Annotated in this window: 16 protein-coding genes; 3 read left to right on the plus strand and 13 right to left on the minus strand. The window is 61.4% G+C overall.

Going from position 1 to position 18,237, the window contains the following annotated elements; genetic code table 11:
- Positions 1-51 precede the first annotated feature (51 nt).
- Positions 52-1,047 carry an oxygen-dependent tRNA uridine(34) hydroxylase TrhO gene (trhO, locus tag AC07OO_RS17630; RefSeq protein WP_495083436.1) on the minus strand — a complete coding sequence of 332 codons (996 nt, stop codon included), beginning with the start codon at positions 1,045-1,047 and terminating at the stop codon, positions 52-54.
- A gap of 254 nt (positions 1,048-1,301) precedes the next feature.
- Between trhO and AC07OO_RS17635 the strand changes: the two genes are divergently transcribed.
- Positions 1,302-2,462 carry a branched-chain amino acid ABC transporter substrate-binding protein gene (locus AC07OO_RS17635; protein WP_495083437.1) on the plus strand — a complete coding sequence of 387 codons (1,161 nt, stop codon included), beginning with the start codon at positions 1,302-1,304 and terminating at the stop codon, positions 2,460-2,462.
- 107 nt (positions 2,463-2,569) lie between these two features.
- Here the strand turns inward: AC07OO_RS17635 and AC07OO_RS17640 are convergent, their stop codons facing one another.
- From AC07OO_RS17640 to AC07OO_RS17665, 6 genes are all read right to left on the minus strand, one after another.
- Positions 2,570-3,934: an MBL fold metallo-hydrolase gene (locus AC07OO_RS17640; RefSeq protein WP_495083438.1), complete on the minus strand. Its 1,365-nt coding sequence runs from the start codon at positions 3,932-3,934 to the stop codon at positions 2,570-2,572.
- 117 nt (positions 3,935-4,051) lie between these two features.
- Entirely contained in the window at positions 4,052-5,185 is a 1,134-nt protein-coding gene (dnaJ, locus tag AC07OO_RS17645) for a molecular chaperone DnaJ (protein ID WP_495083439.1), read from the minus strand.
- Positions 5,186-5,310: 125 nt separating this feature from the next.
- Positions 5,311-7,266, minus strand: coding sequence for a molecular chaperone DnaK (gene dnaK, locus AC07OO_RS17650; RefSeq protein ID WP_495083440.1), 1,956 nt, complete (start codon positions 7,264-7,266; stop codon positions 5,311-5,313).
- A gap of 133 nt (positions 7,267-7,399) precedes the next feature.
- Positions 7,400-7,963: a nucleotide exchange factor GrpE gene (gene grpE, locus AC07OO_RS17655; protein ID WP_495083441.1), complete on the minus strand. Its 564-nt coding sequence runs from the start codon at positions 7,961-7,963 to the stop codon at positions 7,400-7,402.
- Between the two features lie 111 nt (positions 7,964-8,074).
- Positions 8,075-8,428, minus strand: coding sequence for an FKBP-type peptidyl-prolyl cis-trans isomerase (locus AC07OO_RS17660; protein WP_495083442.1), 354 nt, complete (start codon positions 8,426-8,428; stop codon positions 8,075-8,077).
- A 172-nt stretch (positions 8,429-8,600) separates the two neighbouring features.
- Positions 8,601-8,912 (minus strand): winged helix-turn-helix transcriptional regulator, encoded by a 312-nt coding sequence (locus tag AC07OO_RS17665; RefSeq protein ID WP_495083443.1) that lies wholly within the window; start codon positions 8,910-8,912, stop codon positions 8,601-8,603.
- A gap of 234 nt (positions 8,913-9,146) precedes the next feature.
- Between AC07OO_RS17665 and AC07OO_RS17670 the strand changes: the two genes are divergently transcribed.
- A complete protein-coding gene (locus AC07OO_RS17670) occupies positions 9,147-9,428 on the plus strand; it encodes a late competence development ComFB family protein (protein ID WP_495083444.1) in 282 nt (93 codons plus the stop codon).
- 9 nt (positions 9,429-9,437) lie between these two features.
- Here the strand turns inward: AC07OO_RS17670 and AC07OO_RS17675 are convergent, their stop codons facing one another.
- From AC07OO_RS17675 to dnaG, 3 genes are all read right to left on the minus strand, one after another.
- On the minus strand, positions 9,438-10,271 hold the full coding sequence (locus tag AC07OO_RS17675) for a shikimate dehydrogenase (protein WP_495083445.1): 834 nt from the start codon (positions 10,269-10,271) through the stop codon (positions 9,438-9,440).
- A 4-nt stretch (positions 10,272-10,275) separates the two neighbouring features.
- Positions 10,276-12,576, minus strand: a complete 2,301-nt coding sequence (gene rpoD / locus AC07OO_RS17680; RefSeq protein ID WP_495083446.1) for an RNA polymerase sigma factor RpoD — start codon at positions 12,574-12,576, stop codon at positions 10,276-10,278.
- Between the two features lie 329 nt (positions 12,577-12,905).
- Positions 12,906-14,909, minus strand: a complete 2,004-nt coding sequence (gene dnaG, locus AC07OO_RS17685) for a DNA primase (protein ID WP_495083447.1) — start codon at positions 14,907-14,909, stop codon at positions 12,906-12,908.
- 99 nt (positions 14,910-15,008) lie between these two features.
- On the opposite strand from dnaG, the gene AC07OO_RS17690 reads away from it, so the two are divergent.
- Positions 15,009-15,662, plus strand: a complete 654-nt coding sequence (locus AC07OO_RS17690; RefSeq protein WP_495083448.1) for a hypothetical protein — start codon at positions 15,009-15,011, stop codon at positions 15,660-15,662.
- 135 nt (positions 15,663-15,797) lie between these two features.
- Here AC07OO_RS17690 and AC07OO_RS17695 read toward each other — a convergent pair whose 3' ends face one another.
- The 3 genes from AC07OO_RS17695 to AC07OO_RS17705 all read right to left on the minus strand — a co-directional run bounded on the left by AC07OO_RS17695 (position 15,798) and on the right by AC07OO_RS17705 (position 18,033).
- Complete coding sequence (locus AC07OO_RS17695) at positions 15,798-16,670, minus strand: M24 family metallopeptidase (RefSeq protein WP_495083449.1); 873 nt, start codon at positions 16,668-16,670, stop codon at positions 15,798-15,800.
- Positions 16,671-16,692: 22 nt separating this feature from the next.
- A complete protein-coding gene (locus AC07OO_RS17700; RefSeq protein ID WP_495083450.1) occupies positions 16,693-17,343 on the minus strand; it encodes a TetR/AcrR family transcriptional regulator in 651 nt (216 codons plus the stop codon).
- Positions 17,344-17,451: 108 nt separating this feature from the next.
- Positions 17,452-18,033: a peroxidase-related enzyme gene (locus tag AC07OO_RS17705; RefSeq protein WP_495083451.1), complete on the minus strand. Its 582-nt coding sequence runs from the start codon at positions 18,031-18,033 to the stop codon at positions 17,452-17,454.
- Positions 18,034-18,237: the final 204 nt, after the last annotated feature.

An 18,237-nucleotide genomic window follows, 5' to 3' on the forward strand; every position in this document is an offset into this window, starting at 1 on the left:
GAAACGAGTACAGAACGGGGTAGGGTGCGGGGGCTGCCACGGCGAGTGGCATTAGGCGACGGTGGCGCCGTCGTCGCTGCTGTCGTCGGCTATCGCTGCGACTGGTTTAGGCGGCGTGGTCTCGCCGATATGGGCCTTGCCGCGGGCCTTGGACAGTTCCCACTGGCGCTGCCGTTCGCGGGCGCGGTTCTTCTGCACCTCGCTGGTGCTGGCATGGCAGCGCGGGCAGCTAACCCCCAGCTCAAACAAGGGCGATTCCAGCGCGCCATCTTCCAGCGGCATGCGGCAGCCGCGGCACAGCTTGTGCGTACCTGGTGTCAGGCCGTGGTCCACCGACACGCGCTCGTCGAACACAAAGCAGGTGCCCTCCCACAGGCTTTCCTCGGCCGGCACGGTCTCCAGGTATTTGAGGATGCCGCCCTCCAGGTGGTAGACCTCGTCATAGCCATGGGCCTTCATGTACGCGGTGGATTTTTCGCAGCGTATGCCACCGGTGCAGAACATCGCGACCTTGGGCTTTTTGCCGCTGGCATCGGGTTGCAGCACCTGGGCCTTCTCGGCCCAGGCGGGCAGTTCAGAGAAGGTATGGATGTGTGGGTCGATGGCGCCGCGGAAGGTGCCAATCGCCACCTCGTAGTCGTTGCGCGTGTCTACGACGACAACGTCGGGGTCGGAGATCAGTGCATTCCAGTCTTCGGGTTTGACGTAGGTGCCGACGATGTGCGTGGGGTCCGTGCCGGGCACGCCCATGGTGACGATTTCTTTTTTGAGCCGCACCTTCATGCGGTAGAAGGGAGCCGTTTCTGCGTAAGATTCCTTATGCTGCAGGTCGGCCAGCCGCGGGTCGCTGCGCAGATAGGCCAGCACCGCATGCACATCGTCGGGCGCGCCGGCGATGGTGCTGTTGATGCCTTCGCGGGCCAGCAGAATGGTGCCCTTGACATGACGCTGTTCACACAAGGCCAATAGCGGCTCCTTGCGGGCCTCAAAGTCGGGCAAGTCAACGAATTTGTAAAAGGCGGCGGTGAGAAAGCGGGGGCTGAGCATGGCCCTATTGTAAAAGCTGGCTTCCTTCTTGCTTGATGCGGGGCTTGTGTGCGGTGCCCAAAGGGAAGGCTGTTCCATTCGAGTGCCGTGTTTTTGTCCCTTTAGAATGCTGCTCATAAGGCGCGCTAATACCTCCGAAATGTTCCCAGAACCCCGGTAAAACCCTCGCGGTGTCGGGGACCGGGCTGCCCTACAGTGTCACTATTGCGCTAAACCTGCATCCATCCAACCCACAAACGACCGAGCACACCACCATGTCCTTATCGACCTCCCGCCGCAATGCCCTGCGAGCCCTCGCAGTGGCCACCGCCAGCCCCAGCTTGCTGCTGCAGGGCTGCAATACCGCGCCTTCCGTCGTCAAGATCGGCGTGGCCCAGCCGCTGAGCGGCAATCTGGCAGCCCTGGGCCAGGACTTGCTCAATGGCGTGAACCTGGCGGTTGCCGAGTTGAACAAAGAGGGTGTGCGCGTCAAAGGCAAGCTGGTGACGCTGGAAGTGGTCGCCGTGGACGACAAGGCCAGCCCCGACACCGGCAAGGAAGTTGCCAAGCAATTGGTGGATGCCGGCGTGGTGGCGGTCATCGGGCATTTGAACTCGGGTGTCAGCATTGCGGCCGCGCCCATCTATGCCGAGCACAACATTGCGCAGATGGCGATTTCCACCAATCCCAAGTTCACCCAGCTGGGTTTTCCCACAACCTTCCGCCTGGTAGCCAACGACAACCTTCAGGCCAAGGCCATCGGCAGCTTCTCGGCCTCCAAATTCCAGGCGACCAAATTCGCCGTCGTCGACGACAGCACGCCCTATGGGCGCGACCTGGCAGCCGGTGCCACCAAGGAACTGATCGCGGCCAAGAAAGAGATCGCCTTCAAGCAGTCCTTTGACGACAAGACGCGGGCTTTTGATGAATTGGCCGCCAAGCTCAAGGCGAGCGGTGTCGAGGTGGTGGTCTCCACGCTCAGCGACTTCCAAAACCTGGCCCTGCTGCAGGGGCTGAAGAAGATCGACTACACCAAGATCTTCCTGCTGGGTGGCGACACGATCAAGACGACCGACATGCTCAAGGGCGCAGGCATTGTCAGCGGCATTTATGCCACGTCACCGATTCTGGACGCGCAAGAGTTTCCGGCTGGCAAGGCCTTTCTGGAAAAGTATTTGGCCAAGTACAAGGTGGCTCCTGCCTATGCCGGCCACTACACCTACGACGCCACCTATGTGGTGGCTGCGGCCATCCGCCGTACCGAATCGGCCAAGGCGCAGGACATTGTGCAGGTGCTGCGCAAGATCGACGGCTATGCGCCTGTCACTGGCACGATGCGCTGGGACGAGAACGGCGAGCAACGCTATGGCGTCATCGGCGTGTCGGCCGCCCGCTCTGCACAGTGGGATCCCCAGGTGCGCTCCGACAACTGGTAATGGCATTTAGCCTAATTGGCCTCTAGCCCTCGTCAAATGGACACCTAGCGCTGCAAAATTCGTAGCACTTGCGCCACCCGTGTGGAAACACCGGTGGCGTTTTTTTGCTAGCAGGGCCAGGTGGCGCCATGCTCCGGCACCAGGGCGCGCCAACCGAGGCTGTGCTCGATGCGGGCGCGCAGGGCGTCGGAGGCCGATGGGTCGCCGTGCACCACATAGACCTGGTCGGGACGCGATGGCATGCTGCGCAGCCATTGCAAGAGCTGCTCGGCGTCCGCATGGGCAGAGGCCGATTGCAGCTGCACGATTTCAGCGGTGACCTCCACGTCGCGGCCATGGATGCGCACCGTGCGGGCACCGCTGGCCAGTGTGGCGCCACGCGTGCCAGGCGCCTGGTAGCCGGTCAGTATGACCATATTGCGATGGTTGCCCACATGCTGCTGCAGGTGGTGCAAGACCCGGCCACCCGTGGCCATGCCGCTGGCCGACAGAATGACCATGGGACCGTGGCGTGTGGCCAGGGCTTTGGATTCGTCCGTATTGGTGATCATGGTTGCCACGTGGGTCAGCGCGTGGGCTTGTTGCGGGCTCAGGCGGTGGTCGCCGATGTAGTGTTCGAACAAATGCGTGGTGTGCACGGCCATGGGGCTGTCCAGAAACACCGGCAGACCTTGGGGCAGTTGCCCCTGCTCCTTCAGCTGGGCGATTGTATGCAATACGGCCTGGGCCCGGCCCACGGCGAACACCGGGACCACTGCCACACCGCCGCGTTTGGCCAGGCGGCGCAAGGCGGTGCCCAGCTCTTCCTTCAGGTTCTCAACCGGGTGCTGGCGGTCGCCATACGTGGATTCGATCAGCACAGTGTCGGCCGCGGGCGGTGCGGCTGGGGGGTACATGATGGTGTCGTCTGGCCGCCCCAGGTCGCCCGAGAACAGGATGCGCCGCCCAGCCACCTCCAGCAGCACGCTGGCCGCGCCCAGGATGTGGCCCGCGGGGCTGAGTGTGACCCGCCAGCCCGGTATGGGCTGGAAGCTCTGGTTCATCTCCGCGGCCTTGATACGGGGCAGGCAATCCAGCGCGTCTTGTCGTGTGTACAGAGGCAGTGCGGGGGCGTGCTTGGAGAAGCCATGGCGGTTCGCAAAGGCTGCGTCCTCCTCCTGCAGGTGGCCGCTGTCGGGCAGCAGAATGTTGCACAGCGCCTGCGTGCCTTTGCTGGCGTAGACCTTGCCGTCATAGCCCTCTTTGACCAACAGCGGCAGGTAGCCGCTGTGGTCCAGGTGGGCGTGGGTCAGCACGACGGCATCCACCGTGTCGGGCGCAAAGGGCAGGGGACTGCGGTTGCGCAAGCGCAGTTGCTTGAAGCCCTGGAACAGGCCACAGTCGACCAGCAGGCTGCGGCCGTCGTGGCGAACCAGGTATTTGGAGCCGGTGACCGTGTCGGCCCCGCCCAGAAATGTGATGCTGACGCCCATGGCAAATCTCCCGTGGGCGAGCATCCGCGTATGCGGGACAAGAAAAAAGCCGCCCGGTCCTTTTATAGACGGGGCGGCTGGTCTTGTGTCAGCGCAATGCAGGCAGCTTGATCTGCGTCAACTAAAGAAGCTCTTCAGGCGGTCGGTCCAGCTATCGCCGGAGGGCGAGTGCTTGTTGCCGCCTTTCTTCAGGGATTCGTCGAGTTCGCGTAGCAGGCGACGCTGGTGCTCGCTCAGCTTGACCGGTGTTTCCACGGCAATGTGGCAGTACAGGTCACCGGGGTAGCTAGCGCGCACGCCCTTGATGCCCTTGCCGCGCAGGCGGAACTGCTTGCCGGTCTGCGTGCCTTCAGGGATGTCGATGGCGGCCTTGCCCGACAGCGTGGGCACGTCGATCTCGCCGCCCAACGCGGCCGTGGCCATGCTGATGGGGACGGAGCAATGCAGGTCATCGCCGTCGCGCTCAAAGATATCGTGCTTCTTGAGGCGAATCTCGATGTACAGGTCGCCGGGCGGCCCGCCATTGGTGCCGGGCTCACCATTGCCGGTGCTGCGGATGCGCATACCGCCGTCGATACCGGCTGGAATCTTCACTTCCAGTGTCTTCTGCTTCTTGACCTTGCCCTGTCCATGGCAGGCCATGCAAGGCTCGGGAATGACCTTGCCGGTACCGCGGCAGGTGGGGCAGGTCTGCTGCACGCTGAAGAAGCCTTGGCGCATCTGCACCGAGCCGGAACCACTGCAGGTGCCGCAGGTCTTGACCTGGGTGCCAGGCTTGGCGCCATTGCCCTTGCAGACTTCGCAAGAATCCCAGCTGGGGATGCGGATTTGCGCATCCTTGCCGCGGGCCGCTTCCTCCAGCGTCACTTCCATCGCGTAGCTCAGGTCGCTGCCGCGGAACACCTGGCGTCCGCCGGCGCCGCGACCGCGCTGCTGGCCAAACATGTCGCCAAAAATATCGCCAAAGGCCTCGGCAAAACCGCCATAGCCTTCGCCGCCAGCGCCGCGCATATTGGGGTCTACACCGGCATGGCCATGCTGGTCGTAGGCCGCGCGTTTTTGCGGGTCCGACAGCATTTCATAGGCTTCCTTGGCTTCCTTGAATTTCTCTTCGGCCACCTTGCCGGAGTCACCCTGGTTGCGGTCCGGGTGGTGTTTCATCGCGAGCTTGCGATAGGACTTCTTGATGTCTTCGTCAGAGGCGTTCTTTGGAACGCCTAGGATCTCGTAAAAGTCTCTTTTAGTAGCCATGGTTACCAGACAGTGTTGGTCTCTAAATCGTTGCGCAAACTTGATGATGCAAAACGCCGCGCCGACGATTCCAGATGAATCTCTCGGGCGCGGCGCGCCAAATCAGCACGCAATGTGCGTGTGGTTTAGCCCTTCTTGACTTCCTTGACTTCAGCGTCTACCACGTTGTCATCTGCCGGCTTGGCAGACGACGCACCGCCTGCGGCATGGGCCTGCTCGCCACCTTCGGGCTGACCGCCATCGGCTGCTTGCTTGGCTTGCATGTCCGCGTACATCTTCTCGCCCAGCTTCTGGCTGGCGCTCATCAGGGCGGTGTTCTTCTCGTCGATCGCGGCCTTGTCGTCGCCCTTGATGGCTTCTTCCAGGTCCTTGATCGCTGCTTCGATCTTTTCTTTTTCACCGGCTTCGAGTTTGTCGCCGTATTCGGTCAGACTCTTGCGCACGCTGTGGACGCTGGAGTCGGCCTGGTTCTTGGATTGCACCAGGTCTACCTTCTTTTTGTCGTCGGCTGCGTTCAGCTCGGCATCTTTCACCATCTGCTGGATCTCGGCTTCCGACAGACCGGAGTTGGCCTTGATGGTAATCTTGTTTTCCTTGCCGGTGCCCTTGTCCTTGGCGCCCACGTGCAAGATGCCGTTGGCGTCGATGTCGAACGACACTTCAATCTGCGGCGTGCCGCGGGCTGCGGGAGGGATGCCTTCCAGGTTGAACTCGCCCAGCATCTTGTTGCCGACGGCGATATCGCGCTCGCCCTGGAACACCTTGATGGTCACGGCCGGCTGGTTGTCTTCAGCGGTCGAGAAAGTTTGTGCGAACTTCGTCGGGATGGTCGTGTTCTTGGTGATCATCTTGGTCATGACACCGCCCATGGTTTCGATACCCAGGGACAGAGGCGTCACGTCCAGCAGCAACACGTCCTTGCGATCACCAGACAGCACCTGGCCCTGGATGGCGGCGCCAACGGCTACGGCTTCGTCGGGGTTCACGTCCTTGCGGGGTTCCTTGCCGAACAGTTCCTTGACCTTTTCTTGCACCTTGGGCATGCGGGTCATACCGCCGACCAGGATCACGTCATGGATGTCAGTGACCTTGACGCCTGCGTCCTTGATGGCGGTGCGGCAGGGGGCGATGGTGCGCTCGATCAGTTCTTCAACCAGGCTTTCCAGCTTGGCGCGGGTCAGCTTGATGTTCAGGTGCTTGGGACCGGATGCATCGGCTGTGACGTAGGGCAGGTTGATGTCGGTCTGCGCGCTGCTGGACAGTTCGATCTTGGCCTTTTCTGCGGCTTCCTTCAGGCGCTGCAGGGCCAGCACGTCCTTGCCCAGGTCCACGCCTTGTTCCTTCTTGAACTCGGCAATGATGAAGTCGATGATGCGCTGGTCAAAGTCTTCACCGCCCAGGAAAGTGTCACCGTTCGTGGACAGCACTTCAAACTGCTTCTCGCCATCCACGTCAGCGATTTCGATGATGGACACGTCAAATGTGCCGCCACCCAGGTCATACACGGCGATCTTGCGGTCGCCCTTTTCCTGCTTGTCCAGACCAAAGGCCAGAGCCGCAGCGGTGGGTTCGTTGATGATGCGCTTGACATCCAGACCGGCGATGCGGCCAGCGTCCTTGGTGGCTTGGCGCTGTGCGTCATTGAAGTAAGCGGGCACTGTGATGACGGCTTCGGTCACGTCTTCGCCGAGGTAGTCTTCGGCGGTTTTCTTCATCTTGCGCAGCACATCGGCACTGACCTGCTGGGGGGCCAGGCGGTTGCCGCGAATCTCGACCCAGGCGTCGCCGTTATCGGCGGCAGCGATCTTGTAGGGCATCAGGTCGATGTCCTTCTGCACTTCTTTCTCGGTGAACTTGCGACCGATCAGGCGCTTGACCGCGTACAGCGTGTTCTTGGGGTTGGTCACGGCCTGGCGTTTGGCCGATGCGCCGACCAGCACTTCGCCGTCTTCCTGGTAGGCGATGATGGACGGCGTGGTGCGCGCGCCTTCAGCGTTCTCAATCACCTTGGGGGTGTTGCCTTCCATGATGGCGACGCACGAGTTGGTGGTGCCCAAGTCAATGCCAATGATTTTTCCCATGTTTCTCTCCTAAGATCAGTTGGGGGCAACGTTCAGGAGCCGCCCCGCAAAGTAATTCGACTAAAAATCCAGATGTTTCTAACTTGAAGTTGATCGTGCAATTTTCAAGTGGTGGTAATTGAGGTCTGCCGCTTTACTTGGGCGCCGACACGGTCACCAGGGCGGGACGCAGCACGCGGTCCGCAATCAGATAGCCTTTTTGCAGCAGGCTCACGACGGTGTTGGCCTCTTGCTCGGAGGGCACGACGCTGATGGCCTGGTGCTGGTGGGGATCAAATTTGGCGCCGGCCGTGGGGGCGATGGCCACCACCTTGTTGCGCTCCAACGCGGCGATCAGCTGGCGCAGTGTGGCTTGTGCGCCTTCGCGGATTTGCTCGGCGGTGGCGTCCTTGATGATCAGGCCGGCTTCCAGGCTGTCGGCCACGGGCAGCAGGCTTTCGGCAAAGCTTTCGACTGCAAACTTGCGGGCCTTGGAGATCTCGTCTTCGGCACGGCGGCGGGAGTTTTCCGCGTCGGCCTTGGCGCGCAGGTATTGGTCCGCCAGGTCACCGGTCTTCGCTTGCAGGGTCGCCAACTCCGCCTGCACTTGGGCCAGGATGTCAGGCTCGGGTACGGTCTGGGTTGCGGACAGATCCTCGTTGCCGGGGGCGCCGGCCTCGGACGGCTGGGTTGGGGGAGTAAAGGGCTGGTCAGACATGCAAGTGAAAAGGAAGTTTGACGATCGGTTCTAGGATTCAGCCTATGTATAGGTGTTCTGGCGCAGTTCAAGAGGGCACCAGGCCCTCTTCCTGCCTGGGGCTGGGGCGGCTTAGGCCGAGGTGCCCAGCAATTCCACGTCGAATTTCAGCGTGGCATTGGGGGGTATGACGCCACCGGCGCCTCGGGCGCCATAGCCCAGGTCAGCGGGGATGATCAGCGTGCGGGCACCACCCACTTTCATACCGGCGACACCCTCATCCCAGCCGCGGATGACCATGCCCGCACCCAGTTGGAAAACAAAGGGGTCGTTGCGGTCTTTGCTGGAGTCGAACTTGGCACCTTGGGTGCCGTTGTTGTACAACCAGCCGGTGTAATGCACGGTCACGCTTTGGCCCTTGGACGCCACAGCGCCGGACCCTTCGGTGGTATCGAGGTATTGCAGGCCGCTAGCGGTTGTGATCATGAGAGTTCCTTTGGTGAGAAGTGGGTGCGTTGCAACGCAAATGGAGAGGGTCAGCGGGTAGGCCCGACCCCAAACATCCATTTTGGCAAAGCCTTGAATTATGCCGCAGACGAAAAAAAACAGGCTATGCCTGTTTTTTTGTCCAGGGGCTGTGCCCCGAAGCGCAGAAGGCTCAGGCCGATTTCTTGGCCTGGCTGCTGGACCACTTGCCAGCGAAGGCTTGCAAATCGCCCAGACGTTTGAGCAAGTCGGCGCCCAGATTGGTCACGGCGTAGCCATCGCTGCCGTGGGTCATCAGGCCCGCTTCTCGCAGTTCCTTGATACGGGTGTTCAATGTATTGGGGGTGATGCCGCCCACACTGTCTTGCAGCAGGCGGAATGTCTGTGCATGGCCGTCACGCAGGGCCCACAGCACGCGCATGGCGTAGCGAGACTCCAGCAGACTCAGCAATTGACCGATGGCGGCCGATTCTTTAGCACTCATTAACTTACCTCTCCTTGACACGGGTTCTCGGCCGACCAATTGCTTGGCCACGATGGCCGCCACTGCAACTTTTGGCCCGGCCTGTTTAATCAGGTGAAACTATATCGCAGTTTTTAGGATGCTACAAGTTTCATAGCTATTGACTCGGTATTGGGTCGCTTGTCAGCGCTTGACGGAGATGCTAAGGTTGCGTCCAGAGCCGTTTGTCTAGCCCAGCCTTTTGGAGAGATTTCCATGGTGTTTAATTTTGAGCAGGTTCACAACTACTACGAGCGTCTTGTTTTTGAAGAAGTGGCTCGTCGCTCAGAGCAACACCAGGACTTTACGCCGGATATGCTGGGCGATGTCGCCTGCGTGGCCCTGAACCGCCTGCCGGCGCGCTACGTGCGCCATGACGTGGACTTGATGTTCTACCTGACCGAGCAGGAACGCCACGCCATCGAGCTGTCCCTCGAAGAAGTCCTGCAGTTTGCATTCAACTTTGTGCAGGAGCGCGCTGCCAAACCCACGGTCTGACGAGGGGACTTAAAACGTCGCCTGCACCTTGGCCAGGAGGGCAGGGGTGATCTCGGGCTGAACACCAAACCAGGCGGCAAATGCCGGGCGGGCCTGGTTGAGCAACATACCTAAACCGTTCACGGTGACGTGGCCCCGTAGCCGCGCGGCGGCCAGCAAGGGGGTTTCCAGCGGCACATAAATGATGTCCGAGACCAAGGCGTTTGCCGGCAAATGGTCCAGGCGCAGGTCAAGGGCCGGCTCGCCGTGCATGCCCTGGTTGGTGGTGTTGACCACCAAGGCTGCATTCGCCAGGGCTTCGTGCCGGTCTTCCCAGGGGATGGCTTTCACCGGGGCGCCAAACTCTTGCGCCATGTCGTGGGCTTTGGCCCAACTCCGGTTGGTGAGGCGGATTTCGGTGGCGCCGCTGTCCATCAGGCCAACAATCACTGCGCGTGCAGCCCCACCGGCCCCCAGGACGACCGCAGGCCCGGTGTCGGCGCGCCAGTCGGCTTGCACATCGCGCAGGCTCTGGATGTAGCCGAAGCCATCGGTATTGCGGCCAGTCAGCGAACCGTCTGCTTCCACCACGATGGTGTTGACGGCGCCAATACGCTGGGCTAGAGGGTCGACACGGTCGACCACCGCAAGGGCGGTAACTTTGTGCGGAATCGTCAGATTGCAGCCAGCAAAACCCAGAACAGGCAGGGCACGCAGTGCGGTCTCGATGCGGTCGGGTTGCACCGGCAGCAATACATAGCTGCCACGCAGGCCGTGCTCAGCGATCCAGTGGTTGTGGATGACCGGAGAGCGCGAGTGCGCCACCGGCCAACCCATGACCCCTGCCAGCTTGTAGGGAGTCACAGGCTTAGAGGTTGTCCGTGAAGCTCCGCAGCTTGTCCGAGCGGCTGGGGTGCTTCAACTTGCGCAGCGCCTTGGCTTCGATCTGGCGGATGCGTTCACGGGTCACGTCAAACTGCTTGCCCACTTCCTCCAGCGTGTGGTCGGATGTCATCTCGATGCCGAAGCGCATGCGCAGCACCTTGGCTTCGCGCGGTGTCAGGCTGTCCAGGATGTCCTTGACCACATCGCGCAGACCGGCCTGCATGGCGGCTTCCATGGGCGCGGTGTTGGCCGCGTCTTCGATGAAGTCACCCAGGTGGCTGTCGTCATCGTCACCGATCGGTGTTTCCATCGAGATCGGCTCTTTGGCGATCTTCATGATCTTGCGGATCTTGTCCTCGGGGATTTCCATGCGCTCGGCCAGGACCGATGCGTCGGGCTCAAAGCCGAACTCCTGCAAATGCTGGCGGCTGATGCGGTTCATCTTGTTGATGGTTTCGATCATGTGCACCGGGATACGGATGGTGCGCGCCTGGTCCGCGATGGAGCGGGTGATGGCCTGGCGAATCCACCAGGTGGCATAGGTCGAGAACTTGTAGCCGCGGCGGTATTCGAACTTGTCCACGGCCTTCATCAAACCGATGTTGCCCTCCTGGATCAGGTCCAGGAACTGCAGGCCACGGTTGGTGTATTTCTTGGCGATGGAGATGACCAGGCGCAAGTTGGCCTCGATCATTTCCTTCTTGGCCGCGCGCGATGCGTACTCGCCGGCGTTCATGCGCTTGTTGATGTCCTTGAGCTCGTCCAGCGGCACCACGACCTTGGCCTGCAGGTCGGTCAGCTTCTGCTGCAAGTCCTGCACCGGCGGGATGTTGCGGCCCATGACGGCGCTCCAAGTTTTGCCGGCGGCGGCCTGCTTCTCGATCCACTTCAGGTTCAGCAACTGGCTGGCAACGCGGTTGCCATTCTTGTCGCGGCCGCTGAAATCAGCAATGAATTGCTCTTGGGGGTAGCCGCATTTATCGACAATGATGCGGCGCAGTTCGCGCTCTTTCTTGCGGATGTCATCGACCTGGCCGCGCACCATATCGCACAGCTTCTCGATCGCCTTGGCGGTGAAACGGATCGACATCAGCTCTTCGCTCAGGCCCTTTTGGGCCGTCAAGTAGTGCGGCGTACCGTAGCCTTCCTTGTCGTAGACCTTGTGCACCTTTTCGAACAGCTCACGCAGACGGTCGAAGCGCTTGAGCGCTTCACCCTTGAGTTCTTCGAGTTTCTTGGTCAGTGCCTTGGAGCCGCCCTTGCCGTCGTCGTCGTCGTCGGCATCGAACTCGTCAAAATCTTCTTCGGCCACGTAGTCGTCAGCCTCATTGGGGTTGGAGAAGCCGTCGACGATGGTGGTGATGACAACCTTACCTTCGCGGATTTCTTCACCCAGGCGCAGGATTTCGGCAATGGTGGCGGGCGATGCACTGATCGCTTCCATCATGGCCATCAAACCGCCTTCGATGCGCTTGGCGATTTCAATTTCGCCTTCGCGGGTCAGCAGTTCGACCGTGCCCATTTCGCGCATGTACATCCGCACGGGGTCGGTGGTGCGGCCGAACTCGCTGTCCACGGTGGACAGGGCGGCTTCGGCCTCTTCTTCGGCCTCTTCCGGTGTGGCCGCGGTGGACACATTGTTGTTCAGCAGCAGTGTCTCGGCATCTGGTGTCTGTTCGTACACCGCCACGCCCATGTCGTTCAACATGGAGATCACGACTTCCAGTGTTTCGGCATCGACCAGCTTGTCGGGCAAGTGGTCGGAAATTTCGCCGTGGGTCAGGTAGCCACGGGTCTTGCCCAGTGTGATCAGGGCTTTCAGGCGCTGGCGGCGCTTGGCGATGTCTTCTTCGGACAGCACGGTCTCATCCAGACCAAATTCCTTCATCAAGGCGCGTTCCTTCGCCTTGCTGATCTTCATCCGAAGGGGTTTGACCTTTTCGCCGGAGGCAGCAGCGGCTTCCGGTTCGCCAACCAGATCGGCCTCAATGTCGGACATGTCCATGTCGTCGCCGGAGGACTCCGCTGCCGCTGCCTTGGGTTTGCGACCGCGCTTGGCGCCGGTCTTGGGAGGCGCTTCGGACTCGGCGGACGCGGCCTTGGGTGGGCGGCCGGGTTTCTTCTTCGCAGCCGCGCCGGCATTGAGCAGCGCGTCGGCAGATTCTTTCAAGAGCTGGGCCTTCGATTTGGGAACTGGGGGCTTGGATGCAGCGGGCACGGGCTTGGCTTTCTTATCGGACTTGGACGGAGACTGAACAGCTTTGACAGATTTTTGAGCGGGCATGCGAGAACCTCAGTACATCAAAAAAACGGGCGAACAGATCGGGCGCCGTCTACACCGCTGGTGGAGCGGGCGCAGTTGGCATGGCAGGAAAAAGAATTCCCTAGGGGCAAGATGGGAGGGCGAACATTTGGAATGCAGTCCTTGCGGTAAGGTGGCCGGTTGTGCTCTTGTCAACGCTTGGCCTGGCCCGGAGGTGCTGCTGTCGCTCTTGCCGAAACAACCAAGTAGTATAGCCTGAATGCGGCTTGTTTTTCAATAATATTGTCGATTTTCTGCAAATCAAGGGTATAAGGCAGCCGCAGCCTTAACTTGAACCGAGCTGCCTTGGACTAGGCTGCGGGCCGCGTTGCCAGTTCCAGTTGCTTGCGGCGCGCCTGCAGATCGCGGTAGCGGGTCAAGGCGGCAGGGTCGCTGCTGGCGGCGGCGATGGCCAGCTTCTCCTGCTCCATGATGCGGTCAATCAGCATGCGGTTGAGCAGATCGCGCAATTCCACACCGGTGTCGTCCGCTCCCTCCGTCGCCCGGTTTGCCACGGCCGGGTCCGACATCAGGCGCAGCGCCAGCTCTTCACTGGCTTGGCCCTGCAATTCGTCGCGCAAAGCACCCCAGGCCAGCGCCCCGTGTTCGTGCAGTTGGGCCTCCAGCCAGGCGATCAGCGGGCCATGGGGTGCGGGCAGATCGCACAGCAGGGCGTGGTCTTCGTTGGTCAGGGTTTCCCAGAGTTCGCTATGGGCCAGCAAAATCCGCGCTGCATGATCGGCGCGGGTGGCCAGCGGTCCGCGCAGCGGCGGGCGAAAGGGGCGGTCACGCTCCCACTTACCCTTGCCCTGCCACTTGCCCTTGGCCTTCCAGTCGCCCCCCTTGCCTTCCCATTTGCGCTTGCTCTTCCAGGCATCGGGGTCTGCACCATCCAGCGGGTGGCTCCAGCTGTGCTCGGTATCGGGGGCATGCGCGTAATCGTCATCGGGTTGCCAGTCGCTGCTTGAGGAACGTTTGGCTGCCGGGGCTTGTGTCTTGCCGCCGGTCTGGGTCGCCCACAACGTGCCCAGCTCTGCGCTGGGCAACTGCACCTGGGCGGCGATCTCACTGAGCAATTGCAGCTTCAACGCGCCATCGGGCAGCAGGCTCCACAGCGGCTTGGCATTGCTGGACATATGGGCGCGGCCCTCGGCCGTTTGCAGATCGCAACCCTCACGCGCCGCCTCCAGCAGAAAGCGGCTCAGCGGTGTGGCATCGCTCACGCATTGGGCGAAGGCTGGTTGGCCATGGGCGCGGATATAGCTATCGGGGTCATGCTCTTCGGGCAGGAACAAAAATTTGATGCTGCGCACGTCCGTGGCATAGGGCAGGGCGGCGTCCAGCGCCTTGCGCGCGGCGCGGCGGCCCGCAGCGTCGCCGTCGAAACTGAACACGACCGCATCGGTGAAGCGGAACAGCTTGTGCACGTGGTCGGCCGTGCAGGCTGTGCCCAGTGTGGCCACGGCATTGGGAAAGCCCAACTGCGCCAGCGCCACGACATCCATATAGCCTTCGGTGACCAGCACATAGCCATGTTCGCGCAAGGCATTGCGTGCCTCGAACAGGCCGTAGAGTTCGCGCCCCTTGCTGAAGACCTGCGTTTCGGGGGAGTTCAGGTATTTGGGCTTGTCATCACCCAGAACCCGCCCGCCAAAGCCTATGCATTCGCCCTTGATATTGCGGATGGGGAACATGACCCGGTCGCGGAAGCGGTCGTAGCGCTTTTCTTCGTTGCCGCCTTCTTCGGTGTTGCTGATGACCAAGCCGCTTTCCACCAGCAGTGGATCGTCGTAGTGTGGGAAGACACTTGCCAGACTGCGCCAGCCTTCGGGCGCATAACCCAGCCCAAACTGCTTGGCGATGCCACCCGAAAGGCCCCGGCCCTTGAAATAGGCGATGGCGCGTGGCGAATCCTTCAGTGCGCGGCGGTAGGCCTCACCAGCCTTCTCCAATACATCGGTCAGTGTGTTTTGCTTTTGCTTTTGTTCCTGGGCGCGGGCACGGTCTTCGGGTGAGGCCTCATCTTCGGGGATCTGCATGCCGTATTGCTGGGCCAGGTCCTTCACCGCTTCGATGAAGGTCATGCCGGCATGGTCCATCAAGAAGCTGATGGCATTGCCATTCTTGCCACAGCCAAAGCAATGGTAGAACTGCTTGGCCGGGCTGACCGAGAAGGACGGTGATTTCTCCCCGTGGAAGGGGCACAGGCCCATGAAATTGGCGCCCCCCTTCTTGAGCTGCACATAGCGGCCCACGATCTCCACCACATCGGCGCGGGCGATGAGTTCCTGGATGAAGGTTTGCGGGATGGCCATAACAAGATTGTAGAAACATGCGGCGTCTACCCTGGCAATCCTGGGGCTATAGTTCAGCCGACCAATATTCACGCAAATACACGCCAAGGGAGCAAACCTATGAAATCAGCCGCCATGTTCTGGGCGTTTGCCGTGCTCTGCGCGGGCTCTTCCGGTGTCTATGCCCAACACATGTACCGCTGCGGCAGTGTCTACCAAGACAAGCCCTGCGCGGCAGGAGCACCTGAAAAGGTGATGCGCTCCAGCGCGGGCGAAACGGCGTCGGCTCCAGCGCTCGCGCAGGCGGCAGACCCTTATTGCATCAAGCGCGGGACAGACGCGCAGCAGATCGTGTGGTCGCGGGAAAGCGGCAAGACAGCCGATGACTTGAGTCGGCTGGCTCAGAACGACCAGCAGCGGCAATTGATCGCCGAGGTCTATGCCCTGCGCGGCAGCGCGCCCCAGATACGTGACGCCATCCAGGCCAAATGCCAGCGGGACCGGGACCTCGCGGGGCCGTCAGTTCTCCCCTTCGGTTCCCAAGGTGGTGCTTACACACCTGATGCACGCCCCATGGGGAACGGCGAATCGGCGCAGGGTAGCAGCGCGTCCAAAGGCGGCACCGGATCTGGGTACAACAGTTGCGACTACTTCAAACAGCAGCAGGAATCCATTCGCAACCAGGAGCGACAGGGTGGCAGTATCCAAACCATGGAGTCTCTGAAGCAGCGGCGCTATAGCCTCGAAAAGTCGGCGCGTGCGCAGGGTTGCTGAGACGGGCTAGCCGGCCTTTCAGCACAGCGTGGCCATGGAGGTCGGTATGGTGGATGTCGGGTTGCAATTCATTGCTACTGTTTTGGTAGCGCAATGATCAGTATCGACAAGGGCTGGCGGCGTATTTTATGAATGTCATCTTGCGGCGGTTGCCCTGGCGCCTTTGCGCCAGCGTTGCGCATGGGGCAGGTTGTCGTTGAGGTAGCGCACTTCGGTATCCGTGACCAGCAGCATTTCTTCGAACTTGAGCCCTACGCCGTCGCGTGCCACATGGGGCTCGACCGCCCACAGCCCGGGCTGTATCACCGTGTCGCTCTGGCGCGTGTGGTTCCAGTTGGGCGTGGCCTCGGCCTTGCCGCGGGAAGACTGCGCGCTGGTCGCAAAGAACCAGACGCCTGCTACCGCATTCAGTCCCCACAGCGCGGTGCGCCGCGCGATGCGGCCGCCCGGCACGTAGGTGATGCGGTGGCCCAGCACCTTGCCGATGTGTTTGCGGTGGCAATTTTCGAAGCCGGCCGCGACGATGGCGGCGTCCACCTCGCGCGCGATGTCGCGCATATTGGCCCGCTCCCCGGCGCGCTGCAGGATCAGCTTGCGCATCTGCTGCAACAACATATCGCCATCCTTGAAGGCGCGCAGCGCCGCACCTTTGGCCTTGGGTGGCACCGCGTAGGAGCAGTCTATGGTGTAGCCCTCGATGACGGGTGCCGCATCCAGGATGGCGGGTTCCCCGGCCTGCAACACGCGCTGGGTCGGCAAGGCTTCGAGTTGGCCAAAGTCGCCCGGGTAGCCGGTGCGCTCGCCAAACAGTGCGACGGGTACATGGAAGTAGCTGTCCAGCTGGAAGCGGGCCTTGAAGGCCTTGTGGATGCGTTGCGCCACTTCGCGCTCGGTCTGGCCCGGCGCCAGCGTGTGGCTGAGCTCCACCAGTGTGGCGTAGACCTCGGTTTGCAGCGCGGTGAAGCGCGCAAGCTGGGCGGCGGTGAAATCGCGGGACTGTATCAGCATGGAAGTACCTTTTGGGTGTCGGTTACAGGGTCTTGGCCTTGCTGGCCTTGACGGTTTTTGCGGGCTTGGCAGGCTTGATCGGCGCCGGCAATTCACAGACCAGCGCCGCATGCTCCGTCGCTTGTGAAAACAACCGTGTCTGCTGGCAGGCCAGGCTGGTCAAACCACCGCCTTCGAGCAGGGCCAGCACCAGAAAGGCGCGGTCCTTGGCGACGGGCTTGGGCAAGCCATCCGCCTGCAGGTGGGAGCACAGGGTTTGCGCCAGGCGTGTGTAGGCATCGGCCACGGCCACGCGCACCACGGGCCGGGTATCGCCGCCCGCTGCGAATGACGCCAACAAGGCCAGCGTGCCGTCGCCGGTGCGGGTCATCCAGGTCTGGATTTGCGCACCCACCTTGCGCACACGTGCGGCCGTGGTGGGCGCTTGCGCGTGCTCGATCAAGGCAATGGCGCTGTCCGCCACCCGGCTGATGACTTCCACCGCAATCTGGTCCTTGCCGCCGGGGAAGTGGTGGTACAGGCTGCCCTTGGGCAGGGCAGCGCTCTTCAGTATGTCGCTGACACCCACGCCGTGGTATCCATTACTTCTGAACAGCAGCAGAGCGGCCTGCAACAGGCGTTCGCGGTTGTCGGGTGCTTGTGCTGGGGTGGAGGCAAGGAGGTTGTGCTGCATGGCGGTGGTGTGGTTGCCATGCAGTGTAGTGTCATCAGACCGATCGGTCTAGACTGATCGGTCTGATGAATGTCGCGACTACGACAGCGCTGGGGTCGTGCCCTCGGGTTACTTTTGCTTGGGCACGCGGCCCAGCAGATAGAACTCGGGGTTGGGCATCATGCTGGTCACATTGGCCATGCGGTTGGACAGGCCAAAGAAGGCGGTGATGCCGGCAATGTCCCAGATGTCCTCGTCATCAAAACCGTGGGCATGCAGTGCTGCGAAGTCGGCGTCCTCCACAGTGTCAGAGTGCATGCAGACCTTCATTGCAAAGTCCAGCATGGCGCGCTGGCGCGGCGTGATGTCGGCCTTGCGGTAGTTGGTCGCCACCTGGTCGGCCACCAGCGGCTTTTTCTCGTAGATGCGCAGGATCGCGCCATGGGCCACCACGCAGTACAGGCAGTGGTTGGCCGCGCTGGTGGTTGTGATGATCATCTCGCGTTCACCCTTGGTCAGTCTGCTCTCGGCGCGCAACATCAGCGCGTCGTGGTAGGCAAAGAAAGCTCGCCACTCGGCCGGCCGGCGCGCAAAGGCCAGGAACACATTGGGCACAAAGCCGGATTTTTCCTGCACCTCCAGAATCTTGGCGCGTATGTCTTCGGGCAGGGTGTTGAGGTCGGGCAGGGGGTAGCGGGGGGTATTGGTCATGGCGGGTATCTCCTCTGGCCACAGCGCGTGGCTTGGTTGTTGTTATGACCGAGGAATCATAGGCCACGCCAGTGTCACAAGGGGCAAGCACCATGTTTGCTAGATGACCCGATGGCTTGGGCGCGAGCACCCTCATTGGGTATCACTATAGATTAAATTAATAAAACCTACTTGTTCGATAGAGATTGCAAACCTAAACTGGCC

This window comes from Rhodoferax sp. GW821-FHT07G04 (assembly GCF_059418585.1).